This is a genomic window from Pseudomonas sp. UBA7530 (assembly GCF_002479365.1).
Lineage (GTDB): Bacteria > Pseudomonadota > Gammaproteobacteria > Pseudomonadales > Pseudomonadaceae > Aquipseudomonas.
This window is the reverse complement of sequence record NZ_DLMS01000011.1, coordinates 1,190,789-1,208,427: the sequence shown is the minus strand read 5'-3', so window position 1 is coordinate 1,208,427 and position 17,639 is coordinate 1,190,789. Positions and strand designations below refer to the sequence as shown.

General features: G+C 64.5%; 16 protein-coding genes. 9 read left to right on the top strand and 7 right to left on the bottom strand.

The window, feature by feature from the left end; all coding sequences use genetic code 11:
- The first annotated feature begins 28 nt into the window (after positions 1-28).
- Both B2U07_RS19290 and ypfJ read left to right on the top strand, forming a co-directional pair.
- Positions 29-463: a DUF411 domain-containing protein gene (locus tag B2U07_RS19290; RefSeq protein ID WP_296277532.1), complete on the top strand. Its 435-nt coding sequence runs from the start codon at positions 29-31 to the stop codon at positions 461-463.
- A gap of 52 nt (positions 464-515) precedes the next feature.
- A complete protein-coding gene (gene ypfJ, locus B2U07_RS19285) occupies positions 516-1,376 on the top strand; it encodes a KPN_02809 family neutral zinc metallopeptidase (RefSeq protein ID WP_296277531.1) in 861 nt (286 codons plus the stop codon).
- Between the two features lie 9 nt (positions 1,377-1,385).
- Here the strand turns inward: ypfJ and B2U07_RS19280 are convergent, their stop codons facing one another.
- The 3 genes from B2U07_RS19280 to B2U07_RS19270 all read right to left on the bottom strand — a co-directional run bounded on the left by B2U07_RS19280 (position 1,386) and on the right by B2U07_RS19270 (position 6,930).
- The gene (locus B2U07_RS19280) at positions 1,386-2,555 is read right to left on the bottom strand and encodes a Bcr/CflA family multidrug efflux MFS transporter (protein WP_296277529.1); all 1,170 of its coding nucleotides are present in this window, start codon (positions 2,553-2,555) and stop codon (positions 1,386-1,388) included.
- 89 nt (positions 2,556-2,644) lie between these two features.
- Complete coding sequence (locus B2U07_RS19275; protein ID WP_296277528.1) at positions 2,645-5,776, bottom strand: efflux RND transporter permease subunit; 3,132 nt, start codon at positions 5,774-5,776, stop codon at positions 2,645-2,647.
- Positions 5,777-5,781: 5 nt separating this feature from the next.
- Complete coding sequence (locus B2U07_RS19270) at positions 5,782-6,930, bottom strand: efflux RND transporter periplasmic adaptor subunit (RefSeq protein WP_197857595.1); 1,149 nt, start codon at positions 6,928-6,930, stop codon at positions 5,782-5,784.
- A gap of 113 nt (positions 6,931-7,043) precedes the next feature.
- Between B2U07_RS19270 and B2U07_RS19265 the strand changes: the two genes are divergently transcribed.
- Positions 7,044-7,664 carry a TetR family transcriptional regulator gene (locus B2U07_RS19265; RefSeq protein WP_197857596.1) on the top strand — a complete coding sequence of 207 codons (621 nt, stop codon included), beginning with the start codon at positions 7,044-7,046 and terminating at the stop codon, positions 7,662-7,664.
- A gap of 65 nt (positions 7,665-7,729) precedes the next feature.
- On the opposite strand, the gene B2U07_RS19260 is transcribed toward B2U07_RS19265, so the two are convergent.
- Positions 7,730-7,927, bottom strand: coding sequence for a heavy-metal-associated domain-containing protein (locus tag B2U07_RS19260; RefSeq protein WP_296277526.1), 198 nt, complete (start codon positions 7,925-7,927; stop codon positions 7,730-7,732).
- A gap of 102 nt (positions 7,928-8,029) precedes the next feature.
- Between B2U07_RS19260 and B2U07_RS19255 the strand changes: the two genes are divergently transcribed.
- From B2U07_RS19255 to cueR, 3 genes are all read left to right on the top strand, one after another.
- A complete protein-coding gene (locus tag B2U07_RS19255) occupies positions 8,030-8,422 on the top strand; it encodes a hypothetical protein (protein ID WP_197857598.1) in 393 nt (130 codons plus the stop codon).
- A 64-nt stretch (positions 8,423-8,486) separates the two neighbouring features.
- The gene (locus B2U07_RS19250; protein ID WP_296277524.1) at positions 8,487-10,856 is read left to right on the top strand and encodes a heavy metal translocating P-type ATPase; all 2,370 of its coding nucleotides are present in this window, start codon (positions 8,487-8,489) and stop codon (positions 10,854-10,856) included.
- Complete coding sequence (gene cueR, locus B2U07_RS19245; RefSeq protein WP_296277522.1) at positions 10,853-11,284, top strand: Cu(I)-responsive transcriptional regulator; 432 nt, start codon at positions 10,853-10,855, stop codon at positions 11,282-11,284. Before B2U07_RS19250 ends, cueR begins: the two co-directional genes overlap by 4 nt.
- 138 nt (positions 11,285-11,422) lie before the next feature.
- On the opposite strand, the gene B2U07_RS19240 is transcribed toward cueR, so the two are convergent.
- Entirely contained in the window at positions 11,423-12,310 is an 888-nt protein-coding gene (locus tag B2U07_RS19240; protein ID WP_275547180.1) for a PA4780 family RIO1-like protein kinase, read from the bottom strand.
- Between the two features lie 140 nt (positions 12,311-12,450).
- A complete protein-coding gene (locus tag B2U07_RS19235; protein ID WP_275547181.1) occupies positions 12,451-13,338 on the bottom strand; it encodes a LysR family transcriptional regulator in 888 nt (295 codons plus the stop codon).
- A 101-nt stretch (positions 13,339-13,439) separates the two neighbouring features.
- Here B2U07_RS19235 and B2U07_RS19230 point away from each other — a divergent pair, with 101 nt between their 5' ends.
- Both B2U07_RS19230 and B2U07_RS19225 read left to right on the top strand, forming a co-directional pair.
- Positions 13,440-14,081, top strand: a complete 642-nt coding sequence (locus B2U07_RS19230; RefSeq protein ID WP_275547182.1) for an NAD(P)-dependent oxidoreductase — start codon at positions 13,440-13,442, stop codon at positions 14,079-14,081.
- A 55-nt stretch (positions 14,082-14,136) separates the two neighbouring features.
- A complete protein-coding gene (locus B2U07_RS19225) occupies positions 14,137-14,427 on the top strand; it encodes a DUF2218 domain-containing protein (RefSeq protein WP_275547183.1) in 291 nt (96 codons plus the stop codon).
- 4 nt (positions 14,428-14,431) lie between these two features.
- Here B2U07_RS19225 and B2U07_RS19220 read toward each other — a convergent pair whose 3' ends face one another.
- Positions 14,432-15,175 (bottom strand): 5-oxoprolinase subunit PxpA, encoded by a 744-nt coding sequence (locus B2U07_RS19220; protein ID WP_275547184.1) that lies wholly within the window; start codon positions 15,173-15,175, stop codon positions 14,432-14,434.
- A gap of 229 nt (positions 15,176-15,404) precedes the next feature.
- Here B2U07_RS19220 and B2U07_RS19215 point away from each other — a divergent pair, with 229 nt between their 5' ends.
- Positions 15,405-17,636, top strand: a complete 2,232-nt coding sequence (locus tag B2U07_RS19215) for a TonB-dependent receptor domain-containing protein (RefSeq protein WP_296277513.1) — start codon at positions 15,405-15,407, stop codon at positions 17,634-17,636.
- Positions 17,637-17,639 lie beyond the last annotated feature (3 nt).

The following is a 17,639-nucleotide window of genomic DNA, read 5'->3' as shown; positions in this document are numbered from 1 at the left end:
TGGGCGCTGGTTAATCTGGAGCCTTGCCATGCGTCGTTCCCTGCTCGCCCTCTTCCTCTTCTCCGGCCTGGCGCACGCCAGCGAGCCGCTGACCATCGATGTACATCGCGACGCCAATTGCGGCTGCTGCAAGGCCTGGATCAGCCATCTGCAGGACAACGGCTTCACCGTCAACGACCATGTCGAGGCCGACATGAGCGCCGTCAAGCAGAAGCTTGGCGTGCCGCCGCGCCTGGCCTCCTGTCACACCGGCGTGATCGACGGCAAGTTTGTCGAGGGCCACGTACCGGCCGCTGACATTCTCAAGCTGCGCGAGCGCACGGACCTGATCGGCGCCGCCGTCCCCGGCATGCCCATGGGCTCGCCAGGCATGGAATATGGCGACCGTGTCGATGCCTATCAGGTGATCGGCCTGGATCGCGAGCGCCAAGACCAACTGCTCAGTGACTACCCGGCCAACTGAGTCGGCGCCAAGGCAGCTACACTGCAGCGATCAGTAACCCGGGAGTGCAGCCATGCGCTGGCAACGCGGTAGACGCAGTGACAACGTGGTGGACGCGCGCGGCCGTTCCGGCAGGCGCCTCGGTGGCGGCCTGAGCCTCGGCGGCGTCGCGCTGATCGTCATATTCGGCCTGCTGACCGGGCAGGACCCGCTGCAGATCCTCGGCCAGATCGCCGGCCAGGCCACCCAGCCACAGGTCGCGCAGACACAAAGCGCAGCGCCGGCCAACGACGAGCAGAGCGAGTTCGTCCGCGCCATTCTCGGCGACACCGAGGACACCTGGCGCGAGCTGTTCCAGCAGGCCGGCCAGCAGTATCGCGACCCGCAACTGGTGCTGTTCTCCGGTAACGTCAATTCCGCCTGCGGTTTCGCCAGCTCGGCGGTCGGCCCCTTCTACTGCCCTGGCGATCAGCGCGTGTACCTGGACATGGAATTCTTCCGCGAGATGGAGCAGCGCTTCTCCGCTGCCGGCGACTTCGCCCAGGCCTACGTGATCGCTCATGAGGTCGGCCATCACGTGCAGACGCTGCTGGGCGTGTCGGCCAAGGTCAACGCGGCGCGCCAGCGCGGCGAACGCGTCGAGGGCGATGGTGGCCTGCTGGTGCGTCAGGAGTTGCAGGCCGACTGCCTGGCCGGAGTCTGGGCGCATCACGCGCAAAGACGACATGACTGGCTAGAGGCGGGAGACCTGGAAGAGGCGCTGAATGCCGCCAGCGCCATCGGCGATGACCGCCTGCAGAAGCAGGCTCGCGGCCAGGTGGTGCCGGATGCCTTCACCCATGGCACTTCGCAGCAGCGCGTGCGCTGGTTCAGTACCGGTTTCGACAGCGGTCAGCCGGGGCGTTGCGACACCTTCAAGGCAGCCCGCCTGTAACGCGCTGGGTCAGACCGCGAAGCGCTTGCTCCACCAGGCAAAACCACAGGCGGCAGCGCCGCACAGCGCGATCACCAGCGCCATGGGCATGGCCGAGCCATCATGCAGGTAGGCCACCAGCGCCGACGCGCCGGCCGCCACGCTGAACTGCATACTGCCCAGCAGTCCGGAAGCGCTGCCGGCATGACGGCCCTGCCCGGCCATGGCGCAGGCCGTGGCGTTGGGCAGCACGCAGCCGAGGCTGGCGACGCAGATGAACAGCGGAATCAGCAGCGGCCACAGCTGCGCCGGCTGCCACAACGCCAGCGCCAGCAGGCTCAGACCGCTGGCCAGATACACCAGCACCATGCGCCGCAGCCACCGCGCCGGGCCGCCGTTGCGCACCAGGCGCGCGTTGACCTGCGCCATGATTACGAAGCCCGCGGCGTTGCTGCCGAACAACCAACCATAGTGCTCGGCCGGCACGCCGTACAGTTCGATGAAGATGAAGGGCGAGCCGGCGATATAGGCGAACATGCCAGCCATGGCAACACCACCGGCCAGGCTATAGCCCATGAACGGCGCATTGCCCAGCAGCGCGCGGTATTGGCCGAAGGCACCACTCAGCGGCGCCGGCTGCAGATCCTTCGGGCGCGTTTCCGGAAGCCAGAGCAGTACGGCCAGCAGGCACAGTCCGGCGAAGATCGCCAGGCTGTGGAAGATCGCAGGCCAGCCCAGTGTATTGAGCAGCAAGCCGCCGCCCAGAGGCGCGAGAATCGGCGCCAGCCCCATCACCAGCACCAGTTGCGAGAACACTTTGGCCGAAGCCAGTGGGTCGCACAGATCGCGCACCACCGCGCGGGTGATGACCATGCCGGCGCAGCCGCCCAGGGCCTGCACGAAACGCGCGGCCACCAGCCATTCCAGGTTAGGCGCCAGGGCGCAGGCCAGCGATGCCACGGTGAACAGGGCGACCCCGACCAGCAGCGGCACGCGGCGACCGAAACGATCCGCCAGCGGTCCGTAGAACAGCTGGCCGATGGCGATGCCGACGAAATAGGCCGCCAGCGACAGCTGGATATGCTCGACATCGGTGCCGAACTGCTGGGCCAGGGTGGGGAAACTCGGCAGATAGAAATCAATGGCCAGAGGGCCGAAGGCGCATAGCGCGCCCAGAATCAGCAAGGTTCGCAGGTTCATGAACAGTCCGGACTATTGTTAGCCGGCTAATCTTCTCACCGACCAGCTGCTTGCGAAAGCGCGGGCCGCCGAACGACGGCCCGCGTAGCTCAATGCGGTTCTGCCGTTGTCTTGCCGCGTCGACTCACACGCTGGGCGGCCGACTCTACCAGCAGGTAGAACATCGGGATCAGGAACGTGGCCAATAGCGTGGCCGCGAGCATGCCGCCGATCACCCCGGTGCCGATGGAATGCCGGCTGGCCGAGCCGGCGCCAGAGCTGATGGCCAACGGCACGCAACCGAGAATGAACGCCAGCGAAGTCATCACGATGGGACGGAAACGCAGCTTGGCCGCCTCCAGCGCCGAGTCGAAAATGCCCTTGCCTTCGGCACGCAGCATCACCGCGAACTCGACGATGAGAATGGCGTTCTTCGCCGCCAGGCCGATCAGGGTGACCAGGCCGACCTGGAAGTACACGTCGTTCTGAATGCCGCGCAGCCACACCGCGAGAATCGCCCCGAACACCGCGAAGGGCACGGCGGTGACCACCGCCAGCGGCAACGTCCAGCGCTCGTACTGCGCCGCCAGGATCAGGAATACCAGAATAAGGCCAAAGACGAAGGCCTGGGCGCCCGAGCCCTGCGTGGCCAGCTCCTGATAGGCCGAACCGATCCAACCCAGGCTGTAGTCCTCGCCGAGCACCTCGTCGGCGACTTCCTGCATCGCCGCAAGCGCCTGCCCGGAGCTGTAGCCCGGTGCCGGGCCGCCGAGCACCTTGGCCGACGGGTAGACGTTGAAACGGTCATAGGAATCCGGGCCGAGGATGCGCCGCACCCGCAGCAGGGTCGACAGCGGCACCAGATCGCCACCGCTGGAGCGCACGTAGACCTGGCCGAGATCTTCCGGCTTGCGGCGGAACTCCGATTCGGACTGCAAACTGACCTGCCAGGTGCGTCCGTAGAGGGTGAAATCGTTGACGTAGTAACTGCCGAAGGTCGCCTGCATCGCAGTGAACACGTCGCTGACACTGACGCTCAAGGCACGCGTCTTGGTGCGGTCCAGGTCGATGTAGTACTGCGGCACGTTGGCACTGAAGGTGCTCTGCACACCGGCCAGCTCAGGTCGCTTGCCGGCCGCCTCGACGAAAGCCTGCACCTTATCGCCAAGCTGCTCGACGCTGCCACCGGAGCGGTCCTGAATGTAGGACTCGAAACCACCGGTGGTGCTCATGCCGGTGATCGGCGGCGGGTTGAACGACAACACCAGGCCGTCCTTCTGCGCGGCGCCCATGCCCATGAACTCGCGCGTCAGGTTGCGCGCATCGAGCTCATCGGTGGTGCGCTCGCTCCAGTCCTTGAGCGGCACGAAGGACACCCCGGCATTGCTGCGCACGCCGAAGGTGAGCACGTCGAAACCGGCGAAGGTCACCACGTCCTGCACCGCCGGGTGCTCCATCAATTGCCGGGTCACCGCGCCACTCAACGCCTCGGTACGATTGAGCGAGGCCGCCGGCGGCAGGTAGTAGGCGTTGATCACGTAGCCCTGATCCTCGTCGGGCACCAGGGAGCCGGGCACCTGCGCAAACAGCAGCATGATCAGCGCGATCATCCCGCCGAACAGCAACAGGCCGATCAGCGAGCGCTTGAGGAAGAAGCTCACGCCGGCGCCGTAGCCCTCCGTGGCCTTTTCGAAGAAGCGGTTGAAGGCGCGAAACGGCGCAGCCGGCTCGTGGTGGCCGGGCTTGAGCAGCAGCGCGCAGAGCGCGGGCGACAGGGTCAGGGCGACGATGCCGGAAATCACCACTGAGACCGCGATGGTGATCGCGAACTGCTTGTACATCTGCCCCGCCAGGCCGCCGAGAAAGCCCACCGGCACGAATACGGCGCAGAGCACCAGAACGATGGCGATGATCGGCCCGGTGACCTCTTCCATGGCCTTGATCGAGGCATCCCGCGCGTTGAGATGTTCGGTTCGCATGACCCGCTCGACGTTCTCGATCACCACGATGGCGTCGTCCACCACGATGCCGATGGCCAGCACCATGCCGAACAGGGTCAGCAGGTTGATGGAGAACCCCAGCATGTACATGCCGGCGAAGGTGCCGACCAGCGACACAGGAATCGCCAGCACCGGAATCAGCGTGGCGCGCCAGTTCTGCAGGAAGATGAACACCACCAGCACCACCAGTACCAGCGCCTCGAAGAAGGTGTGGATCACCTCCTCGATAGAGACCTGGACAAATTTGGTGGTGTCGTAGGGGATCTTGTAGGCGATGCCCTCGGGGAAGCGCTGGCTCAGGCGCTGCATGGTGCGCTCGACCGCTTCGGCGGTGTCCAGCGCGTTGGCGCCGGGCTGCAGGTAGATGCCGAAGGCGGCGTTCTGCTGGCCATTGAGGGTGGTGACCAGCGAGTAATCCTGTGCCCCCAGTTCGACCCGCGCCACGTCCTTGAGCAGCAGGCTGGCCCCGGTGTCGTCAGTGCGCAGGATGACGCTCTCGAACTCCTTGGGGTCGGTGAAGCGGCCCTGGGTGGTGACCGTGTAGGTGAAGTCCTGCGGTTCCTTGAGCGGCTGCTGGCCGAAGCTGCCGGCGGCGAACTGCGAGTTCTGCTCGCGGATGGCGTTCACCACATCGGTGGGGGTGAGGTTGTACTGCGCCAGTTTGTCCGGGCGCAGCCAGATGCGCATGGAGTAGTCCTTGGAGCCGAACTGACTGGCATCGCCCACGCCCTTGAGGCGCTTGAGTTCGTCGATGACGTTGATCAGCGCATAGTTGCTGATGAAGATCGGGTCGCGTGAGTCATCCGGCGAGTACAGAGTGATCACCTGGAGGATGTCCGAGGACTTCTTCTCCACCTTGACGCCCTGGCGGCGTACTTCTTCCGGCAGCTTGGCCAGCGCCGCCTGCACCTTGTTGTTGACGTTGATGGTGGCCTGGTCCGGATCGGTGCCGACCTCGAAGTACACCGTCAGGCTCATCGCTCCGCTGCTGGAGGAGTTCGACAGCTGATAGATCATATTCTCGACGCCGTTGATCTCCTGCTCCAGCGGCGCCGCCACGGTTTCGGCGATAACCTGCGAGCTGGCGCCGGGATAGGAGGCGCTGACCGACACCTGCGGCGGCAGGATTTCCGGATACTGGGCGATGGGCAGCGCACGCATCGCGGCCAACCCGGCGAGCACGACGACGATGGAGATAACGGTGGCGAACACCGGACGGTCGATGAAGAAGCGCGAGATCATGGCCGTTACTCCTGCGCCTGGCTGGCGGGCTTGGCTGCCTGCGCCTCCTCGACCTTGACCGGGCTGTCCGGCCGCACCTTGGCCAGGCCGTCGACGATCACCCGCTCACCATCGCTGACCCCGGAAAGGATCAACCAGCGCCCACCTGCGGTGTCGCCCGTGGCGACCTGACGCATGCGCGCGACGTTCTGATCGTCGACGACGTAGACGAAAGTACCGCGTGGCCCCTGGGCGACGGCGCGCTCCGGCACGGTAATGGCATTGGGGCGGGTCAGGCCTTTGACCTGCACCCGTACGAACTGCCCCGGCAGCAGTTTCTGCTCGGGGTTGGGCACCACGCCACGGGCGCTGACGGTGCCGGTGCCGCGGTCGATCAGGCTGTCGGTGAAGTCCACCTCACCCACCGTCGGATACGCCGAACCATCACCGAAATGCACCTCCACATTCAGCTTGCCGCTGGCCGGCGGCACCAGGCTGCCCTCGGACAGCTCGCGACGTAGGCGCTCGGCCTCGGCATCCGGATAGGCGAAGTTGACGAAGATCGGATCGAGCTGGGTGATCTGCGTGAGCAGGCTGGCGCTGGGGTCGCCCGCGACAATCAGACTGCCTTCAGAGACGCTTTCTTTGCTGGTGATGCCGGTGATCGGCGCCTTCACCGTGGTGTAATCGAGGTCGATCTGGCGCGACTGCACCTCGGCCTGGGCCGCCTCGATATTGGCCTTGCTCTGCTCGAAATTGGAGATGGCGTTGTCCAGCTCGCTCTCGCTGGCGAAGCCCTTCTTCTGCAGTTCGCGGATACGCTTGAGATCACGATCGGTCTGCCGGAAACGCGCCTGCTCCTGTGCCAGTGCGCCTTTGGCGCGGGCCAGGGCAGCCTCGTAGGGGCGCGGATCGATACGAAACAGCACCTGGTCCTTCTGTACCCTGCTCCCCTCCTGGTAGGTGCGTTCCTGCAGGATGCCGCCAACCTGGGCCCTGACCTGCACCTCACGGTAACCGGCGGTCCGCGCGGGATACTCCAGCACGATAGGCAAGTCGCCGACCTTGGCCTGTTCGACCGTCACCGCCGTGGGCGGCGCGTCGGCGGCCTGTGCACCGAGGGTGAAAATAAGCGTTGCGGACAGGCAGAAACGATCCAGGCGAACGAACCACATGATGCATCCCTCTCCTTGGCTAGACGCAGAGCAGAAGCCGCACAAAGAAGCGCGCCACCAGCAGGCGGGCATAATCGGTACAATCGAGCCTAGCTCCAATTAGCCGGATCGCCATGCGTAGAACCAAAGAAGATGCAGAGAAAACCCGCTGCGCCATCCTCGCCGCTGCGGAACAATTGTTCCTCGAGCGTGGCGTCGCCCATACCAGCCTGGAGCACATCGCCCGGCATGCCGGGGTGACTCGCGGGGCGGTCTATTGGCACTTCCAGAACAAGGCACATCTGTTCCACGAAATGCTCAACCAGGTACGCCTGCCGCTGGAGCCGCTGGCTCAGCAACTGGCGGCCGTCGACGGCCTGTCATCGCTGCAGTTGCTGCGCGATCTGTGCATCGAGGCCATGGCCAATCTGGTGCTGGATGAACAGCGGCGGCGCATCCTCACCGTGCTGCTGCGTCGTTGCGAGTTCACCGAAGAACTACGCGAGGCCGAAGAGCGCCACGAAACCTTCGTCAATCAGTTCATCGACCTGTGCCAGCAGCAGTTCGCACTGCCGACGGTGCAAGCGCATCTGCAGCCGGGCATTACCCCGCGTCTGGCCTCGCGCACGCTGCACGCGCTGATCGTCGGGCTGTTCAGCGACTGGCTGCGCGATCCCAATCTGTTCGATGCCCAGACCGACACCCCGGCCATGATCGACAGTTGCTTTCGCGGTCTGCTGCGGCAGTGGCCTTAGAACCTGTTCAGTCTCGCGAGCTAGAGCAATGCAAGGCAAAAACAGGTTCTTAGCCGGCCCGGGTCCTACGCGGGCACAACCTCATAGCCCTCTTCATGGATCACGGCCTGAATCTGCGCGGCGTCCAGACTGCCCTCCACATGTACCAGCCCCGCGGCCAGATCGACTTCGACCCTGGCCGCCTGATCCAGCGCCTGGATCGCTTGGGTGACGGCACGCACGCAATGACCGCATGACATTCCGCTAACCTTGAACTGTTGCATCTGCTGACTCCTTAAACCGATGGAAGATGGGTGTAGTCTCGACCTTGCCACGATGGCAAGGTCAAGTCCTGCCACTCCGGCTTCTGCAAGAGGATCCTCGTCATGCGCCTGTTGTTTTCTGCCTTCGCCTTGTTGCTGGCGCCTCTGGCACTGGCCGACCCACTGGCACCGCTACCTTCGACGACACAGGGCGAGGGTTACGCGGTGCTGATCGTTTCGCGCGAGCGCCTGGAGGTGGCGACCACCTGCGAAGTAGCGCTGTATGTGCACGATCAGCTGGCCGCACGCCTGTACCAGGGCCAGTCGGTGTCCTTCAACCTGCCGCCGGGCAAGGTCTCGCTGCGCCTCGGCCTGACCGGCACCGGCCCATGCCAGAACGGCATCACCCAGTTGAACGGACAATCGCTGGAGCTTCTTGCCGGCGAAGTGCGCCGTTACCGCATCGCCATGGGCAGCGACGGCCTGCGACTGCATGCCGCGCCTGCGCTGAACTGAAGGCTTGACCTTACCATGGGGTCAAGGTTGATCCTGTAGCCATGCCGTTACAGGGAGCCGAACCATGACCACCTACGACCTGCCGATCCAGGGCATGACCTGCGCCAGCTGTGCCGGCCGTGTCGAACGCGCCTTGCGCAAGTTGCCGCAGGTGACCGGCGCCAGCGTCAACCTGGCCAACGAACAGGCGCGCATCGAAGCACCTGCCGACAGCCTGCCGCAGCTGATCGCCGCCATCGAAGGCGCCGGTTACGGCGTGCCCAACCAGCCTCTGGAACTGGGCATCGAAGGCATGACCTGCGCCAGTTGCGTGGGTCGTATCGAGCGCGCTCTGAACAAGGTGCCGGGCATCAGCCAGGTCGCCGTCAATCTCGCCGACGAGAAGGCACGCCTGCAGGTGCTCGCCGGTTTCGACCCGCAGTTGGCGGTGCAGGCGGTTGTCACTGCCGGCTACCAGGCGCAGCTGCTTGGCGAGCGCCCGGCCACGGATCAGGCGCAGCGCCGCTTGCAGCGTGAGCGCCTGACCTTGCTGGCTGCCATCACCCTGACCCTGCCGCTGGTGCTGCCGATGTTGGTCGAGCCGTTCGGCCTGCACTGGATGCTGCCGGCCTGGGCGCAGTTCCTGCTGGCCACGCCGGTGCAGTTCATCTTCGGCGCACGCTTCTATCGCGCGGCCTGGCAGGCGCTGAAGGCCCGTGCGGGCAACATGGATCAACTGGTGGCAATCGGCACCAGCGCCGGTTACGGCCTGAGTCTGTATCAATGGGCCGTGACACCGGCCGGGCAGATGCCGCACCTGTACTTCGAAGCCTCGGCGGTGATCATCAGCCTGATCCTGCTCGGCAAGTATCTGGAAAGCCGCGCCAAGCGCCAGACCGCCAGTGCCATTCGCGCATTGCAGGCCCTGCGCCCGGACCACGCGGTACGCCTGGTGGACGGCCGCGAGGAGCGCGTCGGCATCGACGCCCTGGCGCTGGGCGACCGCATCCTGGTCAAGCCCGGCGAGCGCTTCCCGGTCGACGGTCAGGTGCTGGAGGGCCATAGCCATGCGGACGAAGCGCTGATCAGCGGCGAAAGCCTGCCGGTAGCCAAGCAGCCGGGCGACAAGGTCACCGCCGGCGCTATCAACGGCGAAGGTCGCCTGCTGCTGGAGACCACCGCCCTGGGCGCGGAAACCGTGCTGTCACGCATCATCCGCCTGGTCGAGAACGCCCAGGCGGCCAAGGCGCCGATCCAAAAGCTGGTAGACAAGGTCAGCCAGGTGTTCGTCCCCACGGTGCTGCTGGTCGCCCTGGCCACGCTGCTGGCCTGGCTGGCGCTCGGCGCCTCGCTGGAAAACGCCCTGCTCAATGCCGTCGCCGTGCTGGTAATCGCCTGCCCCTGCGCCCTGGGCCTGGCCACGCCGACCGCGATCATGGCCGGCACCGGCGTCGCCGCGCGTCACGGCATCCTGATCAAGGATGCCGAGGCGCTGGAAGTCGCCCACGCCGTTCAGCACATCGCCTTCGACAAGACCGGCACCCTTACCGAAGGCAAGCCGCGCATCGTCCATATCGGCCTGGGCGAGGCCAGCGAAGAGGAATTGCTGCGCCTGGCCGGCGGCCTGCAACAGGGCAGCGAACACCCGTTGGCCAAGGCCGTGCTGCAGCGCTGCGCCGAGCAGCATATTGCCCTGCCAACGCTGAGCGAGAGCCGAGCGCTGGCCGGTCGCGGCATCGCCGGCGAGGTCGAGAGCCGTTCCCTGCAACTGGGCAGCAGCCGCCTGCTGGAAGAAAACCATCTGCAGGCTGGTGCACTGGCCGAATCGGCAAAGGCCTGGGAAGCGCAGGGGCGCACGCTGTCCTGGCTGATCGAAACCGGCAACGCCCCTCGCCTGCTCGGCCTGCTGGCCTTCGGTGATCAGCTCAAGGAAGGTGCGGCCGACGCCATCGCCGAGCTGCGTGCACAGGGCATCACAAGCCACCTGATCAGCGGCGACAACCAGGGCAGCGTAGCGGCGGTCGCCAGCACGCTGGGCATCGACGAACCTCATGCGCAGGTGCTGCCGGCGGACAAGGCACGACTGATCGGCGAACTGCGCCAGCAGGGGACCGTGGCCATGGTCGGCGACGGCATCAACGACGCGCCGGCTCTGGCCGCCGCGGACGTCGGTATCGCCATGGGCGGCGGCACCGACGCGGCCATGCATGCCGCCGGCATCACGCTGATGCGCGGCGACCCGCGCCTGGTGCCGGCCGCGCTGGACATCAGCCGGCGCACCTACGCCAAGATCCGCCAGAACCTGTTCTGGGCCTTCATCTACAACCTGATCGGCATCCCGCTGGCCGCCGCCGGCCTGCTCAATCCCATGTTCGCTGGCGCCGCGATGGCGCTGTCCAGCGTCAGTGTGGTGAGCAACGCACTGCTGCTCAATCGCTGGAGACCACGCGCATGAACATCGGCCAAGCCGCCAGGCACACCGGCCTGAGTGCCAAGATGATTCGCTACTACGAATCCATCGACCTGCTGCCCCATGCCGGGCGCACGGAGAGTGGCTATCGGCAGTACAGCGCGCCGGATCTGCACCGCCTGGCATTCATCAAGCGGGCGCGGGATCTGGGGTTTTCTCTGGAAGAAGTCGGCAAGCTGCTGGCCCTGTGGCAGGACAAGCAACGCGCCAGTGCCGATGTGAAGGCGCTGGCCGAGGGGCATATCGCCACGCTTTCGCGCAAGATCGCCGAGATGAGCGCCTTGCGCGACACGCTGGTGGAACTGGCGAACAGTTGCCAGGGCAATGACCGGCCTGACTGCCCGATTCTGAAGGGAATCGAACAAGGCGTGAGCTGCGGCGCGGCGGAGTGTTCGTCGCACCGTCAGCCGTAGGGCGGGTGAAACCCGCCAGACCGACAATGGCGGGTTGCACCCGCCCTACGTCAGTGGCGCCCAGTTCTAATGCCCCGGGGCGTCGTGTGAGGAGGGTGCGCACGGCACCCTGCGGAGCGGAGCCCGGCAAAAGCCTTATCAACGCATCCAGGGCGGCGTCGGCTCGGCGTCCTTGGGTTCGTCCTCGGCGTTGCGTAGCGCCTGCTTCTTCGCCTCTTCGGCCAGCGCAGCCTTGATCTCGCGCATTACCGCGTCGATATCGGCCGCGTCCTCAGGCTCGGCGAACTCACCGGTCAGTGGCGTATCGGGCTGCAGCTTGCCGGCCTCGTAGAGCGCCCACATTTCCTTGGCGTACTTGGTGTACTTCAGCTCCGGGGCGAACTGGCCGAAGTACTCGGCCATGTTGCGCACGTCACGTTCGAGCATGCTGAAGGCGTGGTTGTTGGCAGCGGCATCCACCGCCTGCGGCAGATCGATGATCACCGGACCGTCTGCGCCGAGCAGCACGTTGAACTCCGACAGGTCGCCATGCACCAGGCCGGCGCAGAGCATCTTGACGATCTCCTGGATCATGAAGGCGTGAAACTCGCGGGCATCGTCCGGGTGCAGGTCGACGTCATTGAGCCGTGGCGCCACATCGCCCTCGCCGTCGTCCACCAGCTCCATCAGCAACACGCCATCGAGAAAGTCGTAGGGTTTGGGCACTCGCACGCCGGCATTGGCCAGGCGGAACAGCGCCGCGACTTCGGCGTTCTGCCAGGCCTGCTCCTGCTCCTTGCGCCCGTACTTGCTGCCCTTGGCCATGGCCCGCGCCTGGCGGCTGCCCCGCACCTTGCGCCCCTCCTGGTATTCGGATGCCTGGCGGAAACTGCGTTTGTTGGCTTCCTTGTAGACCTTGGCGCAACGCAGCTCGTCGCCACAGCGCACCACGTAGACCGCTGCTTCCTTGCCGCTCATAAGCGGTCGCAGCACCTCGTCCACCAGGCCATCCTCGACCAGGGGTTCAATACGTTTGGGCGTCTTCATCGGTGTGGATCACGGGTCCTTTCTGACGGAGAGATTATTTGGCGACCATCCTCGCACAGCCAGGAACCTGTTCAAAGGCTCGCGAGCTACGGCCAGGCAGGGCGAGAACCCACAAAGTGGCGGATGCCGACTGTCGATCATCATGCGCTCACCAGATGACGCCTGAGCGCTTCGATGGCATAGCGTACCTTGGCCGGTTGCGCATCGCGGCGCGGGGTGACGATATACAGGCCGAAAGGCTCCAGCTGCCAGTCCGGCAGCAGCGCCAGGAGTTCGCCGCGAGTCAGCAATTCACGGATTTCCGGCTCGGGCTGCAACGAAACGCCCATGCCCGCCAGAGCGAACTGACGCGCGGCCAGAATGTTATTGCAGCTGATGCGCGTCTCCAGGCGCAGGCGTTGCTGCGCCCCGCCGGGGCCATGCAGGGTGAGGTGCTGGCTGCGCTCCAGATGCAGGCCGATCCAGTCCAGCCTGAGCAATTGCTGCGGTTCGACCGGCACACCCGCGCGGGCCAGGTAAGCCGGCGCCGCGCATAACAGCATGCGCCAGTCGGTCACGTGACGGGCGATCAGACTGGAATCTTCTTGGTTGCCGACGCGGATGGCGAGGTCGATTCGAGACTCGATCAGATCGATCTGCTCGTCCTGAAAGAACAGGCTCAGGCTCAAGCCCGGATGAGCGCTGAGCAGTGGAGCCAGTGCTTCGCACAGCATGGGCCCGGAAAAACCCACCGGCGCGGCGACACGCAACTCTCCTACCGGCGCGTCGCGCTGTTCGGCCAGCCGCTGTTCAGCCTGCTGAGCCAGCTCGACGATCTGCCGGCAGCTGTCGTAGAACGCGGCGCCCGCTTCGGTCAGGGTCAGCTTGCGCGTGGTGCGATGCAGCAGCGTAACGCCGGTGGCCTGCTCCAGGCGGCGGATCTGCTGACTGACTGCCGAAGCCGTCATGCCCAGCGCTTCTGCCGCGGCCACCATCGAACCTTTTTCCACCACCGTGGCGAACAGGGCCATGCGTTTGAGCTGCTCCATTATGAAGCTCCGCTTAATTATCCAAGTGCATAAAGCCACTTTTTCCGGTCTTTATCCAGCAGCGATCATGTGTCCACCCTCAACCCTTCGAGAACGAACCCATGAAGATCGCTCTGATCGGCGCCACCGGCTATGTCGGTGCCCCGCTGCTGCAGGAAGCGCTGGAGCGCGGACATCAGGTCACGGCCCTGGCGCGCCACCCACAGAAACTCGGTGCACACCCGCACCTCACCGCCGTCCAGGCAGACGTTCAGGACAGCGCGGCGCTGGCCGAGCAATTACGCGGGCATGACGCCGTGATCAGCGCGTTCAACCCGGGCTGGAGTGTTGCGGATATTCGCGAGCAGTTCATCGCCGGCAGCCGCGCGATCATCGCCGCGAGCAAGCAAGCTGGCGTCAAACGCCTACTGGTGGTCGGCGGCGCTGGCAGTCTGTACGTCGCCCCCGGGGTGCAACTGATCGATACCCCGGGCTTTCCCGCCGAATACAAGGAAGGTGCCGAAGGCGCGCGCCAGACACTTAACATGCTGCGGAACGAGCAGGCGCTGGAGTGGACCTTTCTCTCGCCGGCCGCCCAGCTCGTTCCAGGACCGCGCACCGGCAAGTTCCGCCTGGGCCATGACGAACTGCTGATGAACGGTGACGAGCCGGGCAGCATTTCGGTCGCCGATCTGGCCGTGGCGCTGATCGACGAAGTCGAAAAACCGCAACATATCCGCCAGCGTTTCACCCTGGCGTACTGAACCACGCGGCTGCTCGGGTGGCCGCTCCGAACGCTGGAAACCAGAGGAATTTTTCATGAACCCATTCAGCAGCAGCGCCTTCGTCGCCACCGACACGCCGGCGCGCTATATCAGCCGGCTGTGCAAGCACTTCGCGCACAAGATCCCGGTCAGCTTCGACGAACAACAGGGGCGCATCGAGTTCGGCGCCGGCCTGGCGACCTTGAGCGCCGAGGAGCGCGGCCTGCGCCTGCAGGTGCAAAGCGCAAGCAGCGAGGACCTGCAGCGCCTGCAAGGCGTGGTCGCCAGCCACTTTGAACGCTTTGCCTGGCAGGAAGCGCTGACCCTGGACTGGCAGCCCGCCTGATCCCTCAGAGCGCATCCAGGCAGGCGCGCAAACGGCGCAGCACCGCCAGCGACTCGGGATTATCGCCATGCACGCACAGGCTGTCGGCCCGCAGACGCAGCGGCTTGCCGTCGATATCGGCAAAGGGCTCGCCACGGGCAATGGCCATGGCCTGGGCGAGGATGCGCTCGGGGTCCTGGTGCACTGCGCCAGCGAGGCGGCGTGGCGCAAGCTGCCCATCCGACAGATAGGCGCGATCGGCAAACGCCTCGAACATCAGCGGCACGTCGGCCTCGTCGGCCAGGCGCAGCTCACGAGCGTTGTCGGCCAGCGCCAACACCATCAGCGGCAGGCCCTTGCGGTAGCTGGCGCAAGCATCGAGCACCGCCATCAGCAGCGCATCGTCTCGAACCAGATCGTTGTACAGCGCGCCGTGCGGTTTGACGTAGGCCAGCTGGCAGCCAGCCGCGCGGCAGAAGGCATCCAGCGCGCCGATCTGATACAGCACCAGCGCGCGCACCTCCTCCGGCGAGCACTGCAGGTGCCGCCTGCCAAAGCCTTGCAGGTCGGGATAGGACGGATGCGCGCCGATACTCACGCCATGCGCCACCGCCAGCTCGACGCTGCGCGCCATGATCAGCGGGTCACCGGCATGAAAGCCGCAGGCCAGGTTGGCCTGATCGATCAGCGGCATGGCCAGTCGGTCGTCGCCCATGCGCCAGGCGCCGAAGCCCTCGCCCATGTCGCAATTGAGAAGAATCAGGTTCATACCGGCAGCTTAGAGCGCTTGGAATACAGGCGTAAAGCGAGCTGACTCATTCGAGAACCGATCGCATTTACAAAATTTACATCTGTCTGCAGCCCAGTAGCCGCGCCCTCTGTAGCTGAACCGAGTGGTCGTTGAAATCACCCGCGATTGAACCTTATATGCAAATCACTATCATCCCGGCCGTTTGCAACCGTTCCGCCTGCACTTTCTTACTGCCAGGAGTAGATCGATGTCCGCCCTCAATTCCCGTACCGCCTTGGCTAGCGCCATTGCTCTGGCCGCCAGCTTCGGCGCCCAGGCCAACGAGCCCATCGCCCTGGGCGACGTGGTCGTCAGTGCTTCCGGCTTCGAGCAGAAGATCACCGAAGCCCCCGCCAGTATTAGCGTGATCAGTCGCGAAGAGTTGCAGCAGAAGAGCTTCAGTAATCTCGCCGAGGCACTCGAGGATGTCGAAGGCATCGACGTACGCCAGGGCACCGGCAAGACGGGCGGGTTGAACATCAGCATTCGCGGTATGCCTAGCGACTACACCCTGATTCTGATCGACGGCCGCCGCCAGAACACGGCAGGCAACGTCACGCCCAACGGTTTCAACGAGACTGCTACCAGCTTCATGCCGCCGATGTCCGCCATCGAGCGCATCGAAGTGATTCGTGGCCCGATGTCGACCCTGTATGGCTCTGATGCCATGGGTGGCGTGGTCAATATCATCACCCGCAAGGTAGCCAAGGAATGGGGAGCCAGCCTGAGCCTGGACCACACGTTCCAGGAAAACCGCGATTACGGCGAGGCCAGCAGCACCAGCCTCTACGCCAGTGGTCCGCTGATCGAAGGGCTGTTGGGGCTTGCCGTACGCGGCAGCCTGTATGACCGTGGCGAATCCGATCTGCAGTTCGATAACGACAGCACCGTCAGCAAACGCGGCGCATCGCCAGTCGAAGGACGCAATACCACTTTCGGTACTCGCCTGACGCTGACCCCGAACGAAGCCCATGATTTCGCACTCGATGTCGAACGCGGTCGCCAGGTCTACAACAACGACAATTGCCAACTCGGAAATCTGGATGGCAAGAACGGCGGCAGCGCCACCGATGGCTGTACAACCGATGCACCTTCACGTGCCAATGGTTACAAAGATGAACTGCGTTTCGAGCGAGACCAGCTAGCACTCAGCCATACCGGACGTTTCAGCTTCGGCACGCTGGAAAGCAGCATCACCCACAACACTACGGAAACCTTCGGTCGCACCATTCCAGGCAACCCGATCGGCAACGCGTACACCGGTTTTCCGTCGATCATCATCGGCGACGACCGCAAACTGAAGTCCACCGACCTGGTCGTCGATACCAAGTTGGTCGCTCCAGTCGGCGAATCGCATATCGCAACCGTCGGTGCACAGTGGTGGGACGCCAAGGTCACCGACGGCATCGCCGATGACGATTTCCAGCAAACCTCCTGGGCGCTGTTCGCAGAAGATGAATGGCGTCTACGTGACGACCTGGCACTGACGTTGGGCGCCCGCTACGAAGATCATGAGGCCTTTGGTGGTCATGTCAGCCCGCGCGCCTATCTGGTGTGGAATACCACGGATATGTGGACATTGAAGGGCGGCGTAAGCCGTGGCTACAAGACTCCGACACTCAATCAACTGCACAGCGGCATAAATGGCGTCACCGGCCAGGGCTCGACCATCACCATCGGCAGCCCCGATCTTGATCCGGAAATCACCACCAACACCGAGATCGGTGCTTACTACGACAACTTGTCCGACTTCAACGCCAACGTCACCCTGTTCCATAACAAATTCAAGGACAAGATCGACGACGGCACGCCTTTGGCCAACTGCTTCTACACTGCGAACCCGAACCAGCCAGGCTGCGTCAGTTACGGCTCGGGCTTCACTCAGGAGAACTTCTCCCAGAGCGTGAACATCGGCGAAGCCGTCACCAAGGGTGTCGAGGTTGCAGGTCGCTGGGAGTTTGCTCCAGCCTGGGCACTGGCCGTCAACTACACCTACACCGACAGCGAGCAGAAGAGCGGTATCAACAAGGGCGCGCCATTGACCAATACCCCTGAGCATATGGCTCATGCACGCTTGAGCTGGGCAGCCAATGATCGCCTGACGCTATGGTTCAAGGGTGAATATCGCGGCGAGCGTGCGCGGTTCACTGATCGCTACGAAAACCTGACTGCCGCGAACAAGGCCTTGTACGACGCAGCCGATGATCTGAAAGCCTACGAAGTCTTCCACCTTGGAGGTTCGTTCAAGGCCTCGGAGAACGTCACGGTCAGCGCCACGATCTACAACCTGTTCGACAAGGACTTCACCAGCGGTAGCTACTACACCACCAATACCGGCACTACCGGCTGGGCCTCCGACTATACGCAGATCGCCCAGTCGACCACCGGCACCCTGGAGGAAGGACGCCGCCTGTGGCTGTCGACTGTGATCGAGTTCTGACTC

Bases quoted from the DNA above. Each gene is read 5' to 3' on its own strand.
- B2U07_RS19290 (WP_296277532.1), top strand. From the start codon at position 29: ATGCGTCGTTCCCTGCTCGCCCTCTTCCTCTTCTCCGGCCTGGCGCAC.
- B2U07_RS19265 (WP_197857596.1), top strand. From the start codon at position 7,044: ATGCGTAGAACCAAAGAAGATGCAGAGAAAACCCGCTGCGCCATCCTC.
- cueR (WP_296277522.1), top strand. From the start codon at position 10,853: ATGAACATCGGCCAAGCCGCCAGGCACACCGGCCTGAGTGCCAAGATG.
- B2U07_RS19215 (WP_296277513.1), top strand. From the start codon at position 15,405: ATGTCCGCCCTCAATTCCCGTACCGCCTTGGCTAGCGCCATTGCTCTG.
- B2U07_RS19240 (WP_275547180.1), bottom strand. From the start codon at position 12,310: ATGAAGACGCCCAAACGTATTGAACCCCTGGTCGAGGATGGCCTGGTG.
- B2U07_RS19230 (WP_275547182.1), top strand. From the start codon at position 13,440: ATGAAGATCGCTCTGATCGGCGCCACCGGCTATGTCGGTGCCCCGCTG.
- B2U07_RS19235 (WP_275547181.1), bottom strand. From the start codon at position 13,338: ATGGAGCAGCTCAAACGCATGGCCCTGTTCGCCACGGTGGTGGAAAAA.
- B2U07_RS19225 (WP_275547183.1), top strand. From the start codon at position 14,137: ATGAACCCATTCAGCAGCAGCGCCTTCGTCGCCACCGACACGCCGGCG.
- B2U07_RS19260 (WP_296277526.1), bottom strand. From the start codon at position 7,927: ATGCAACAGTTCAAGGTTAGCGGAATGTCATGCGGTCATTGCGTGCGT.
- B2U07_RS19250 (WP_296277524.1), top strand. From the start codon at position 8,487: ATGACCACCTACGACCTGCCGATCCAGGGCATGACCTGCGCCAGCTGT.
- B2U07_RS19270 (WP_197857595.1), bottom strand. From the start codon at position 6,930: ATGTGGTTCGTTCGCCTGGATCGTTTCTGCCTGTCCGCAACGCTTATT.
- B2U07_RS19220 (WP_275547184.1), bottom strand. From the start codon at position 15,175: ATGAACCTGATTCTTCTCAATTGCGACATGGGCGAGGGCTTCGGCGCC.
- B2U07_RS19275 (WP_296277528.1), bottom strand. From the start codon at position 5,776: ATGATCTCGCGCTTCTTCATCGACCGTCCGGTGTTCGCCACCGTTATC.
- B2U07_RS19255 (WP_197857598.1), top strand. From the start codon at position 8,030: ATGCGCCTGTTGTTTTCTGCCTTCGCCTTGTTGCTGGCGCCTCTGGCA.
- ypfJ (WP_296277531.1), top strand. From the start codon at position 516: ATGCGCTGGCAACGCGGTAGACGCAGTGACAACGTGGTGGACGCGCGC.
- B2U07_RS19280 (WP_296277529.1), bottom strand. From the start codon at position 2,555: ATGAACCTGCGAACCTTGCTGATTCTGGGCGCGCTATGCGCCTTCGGC.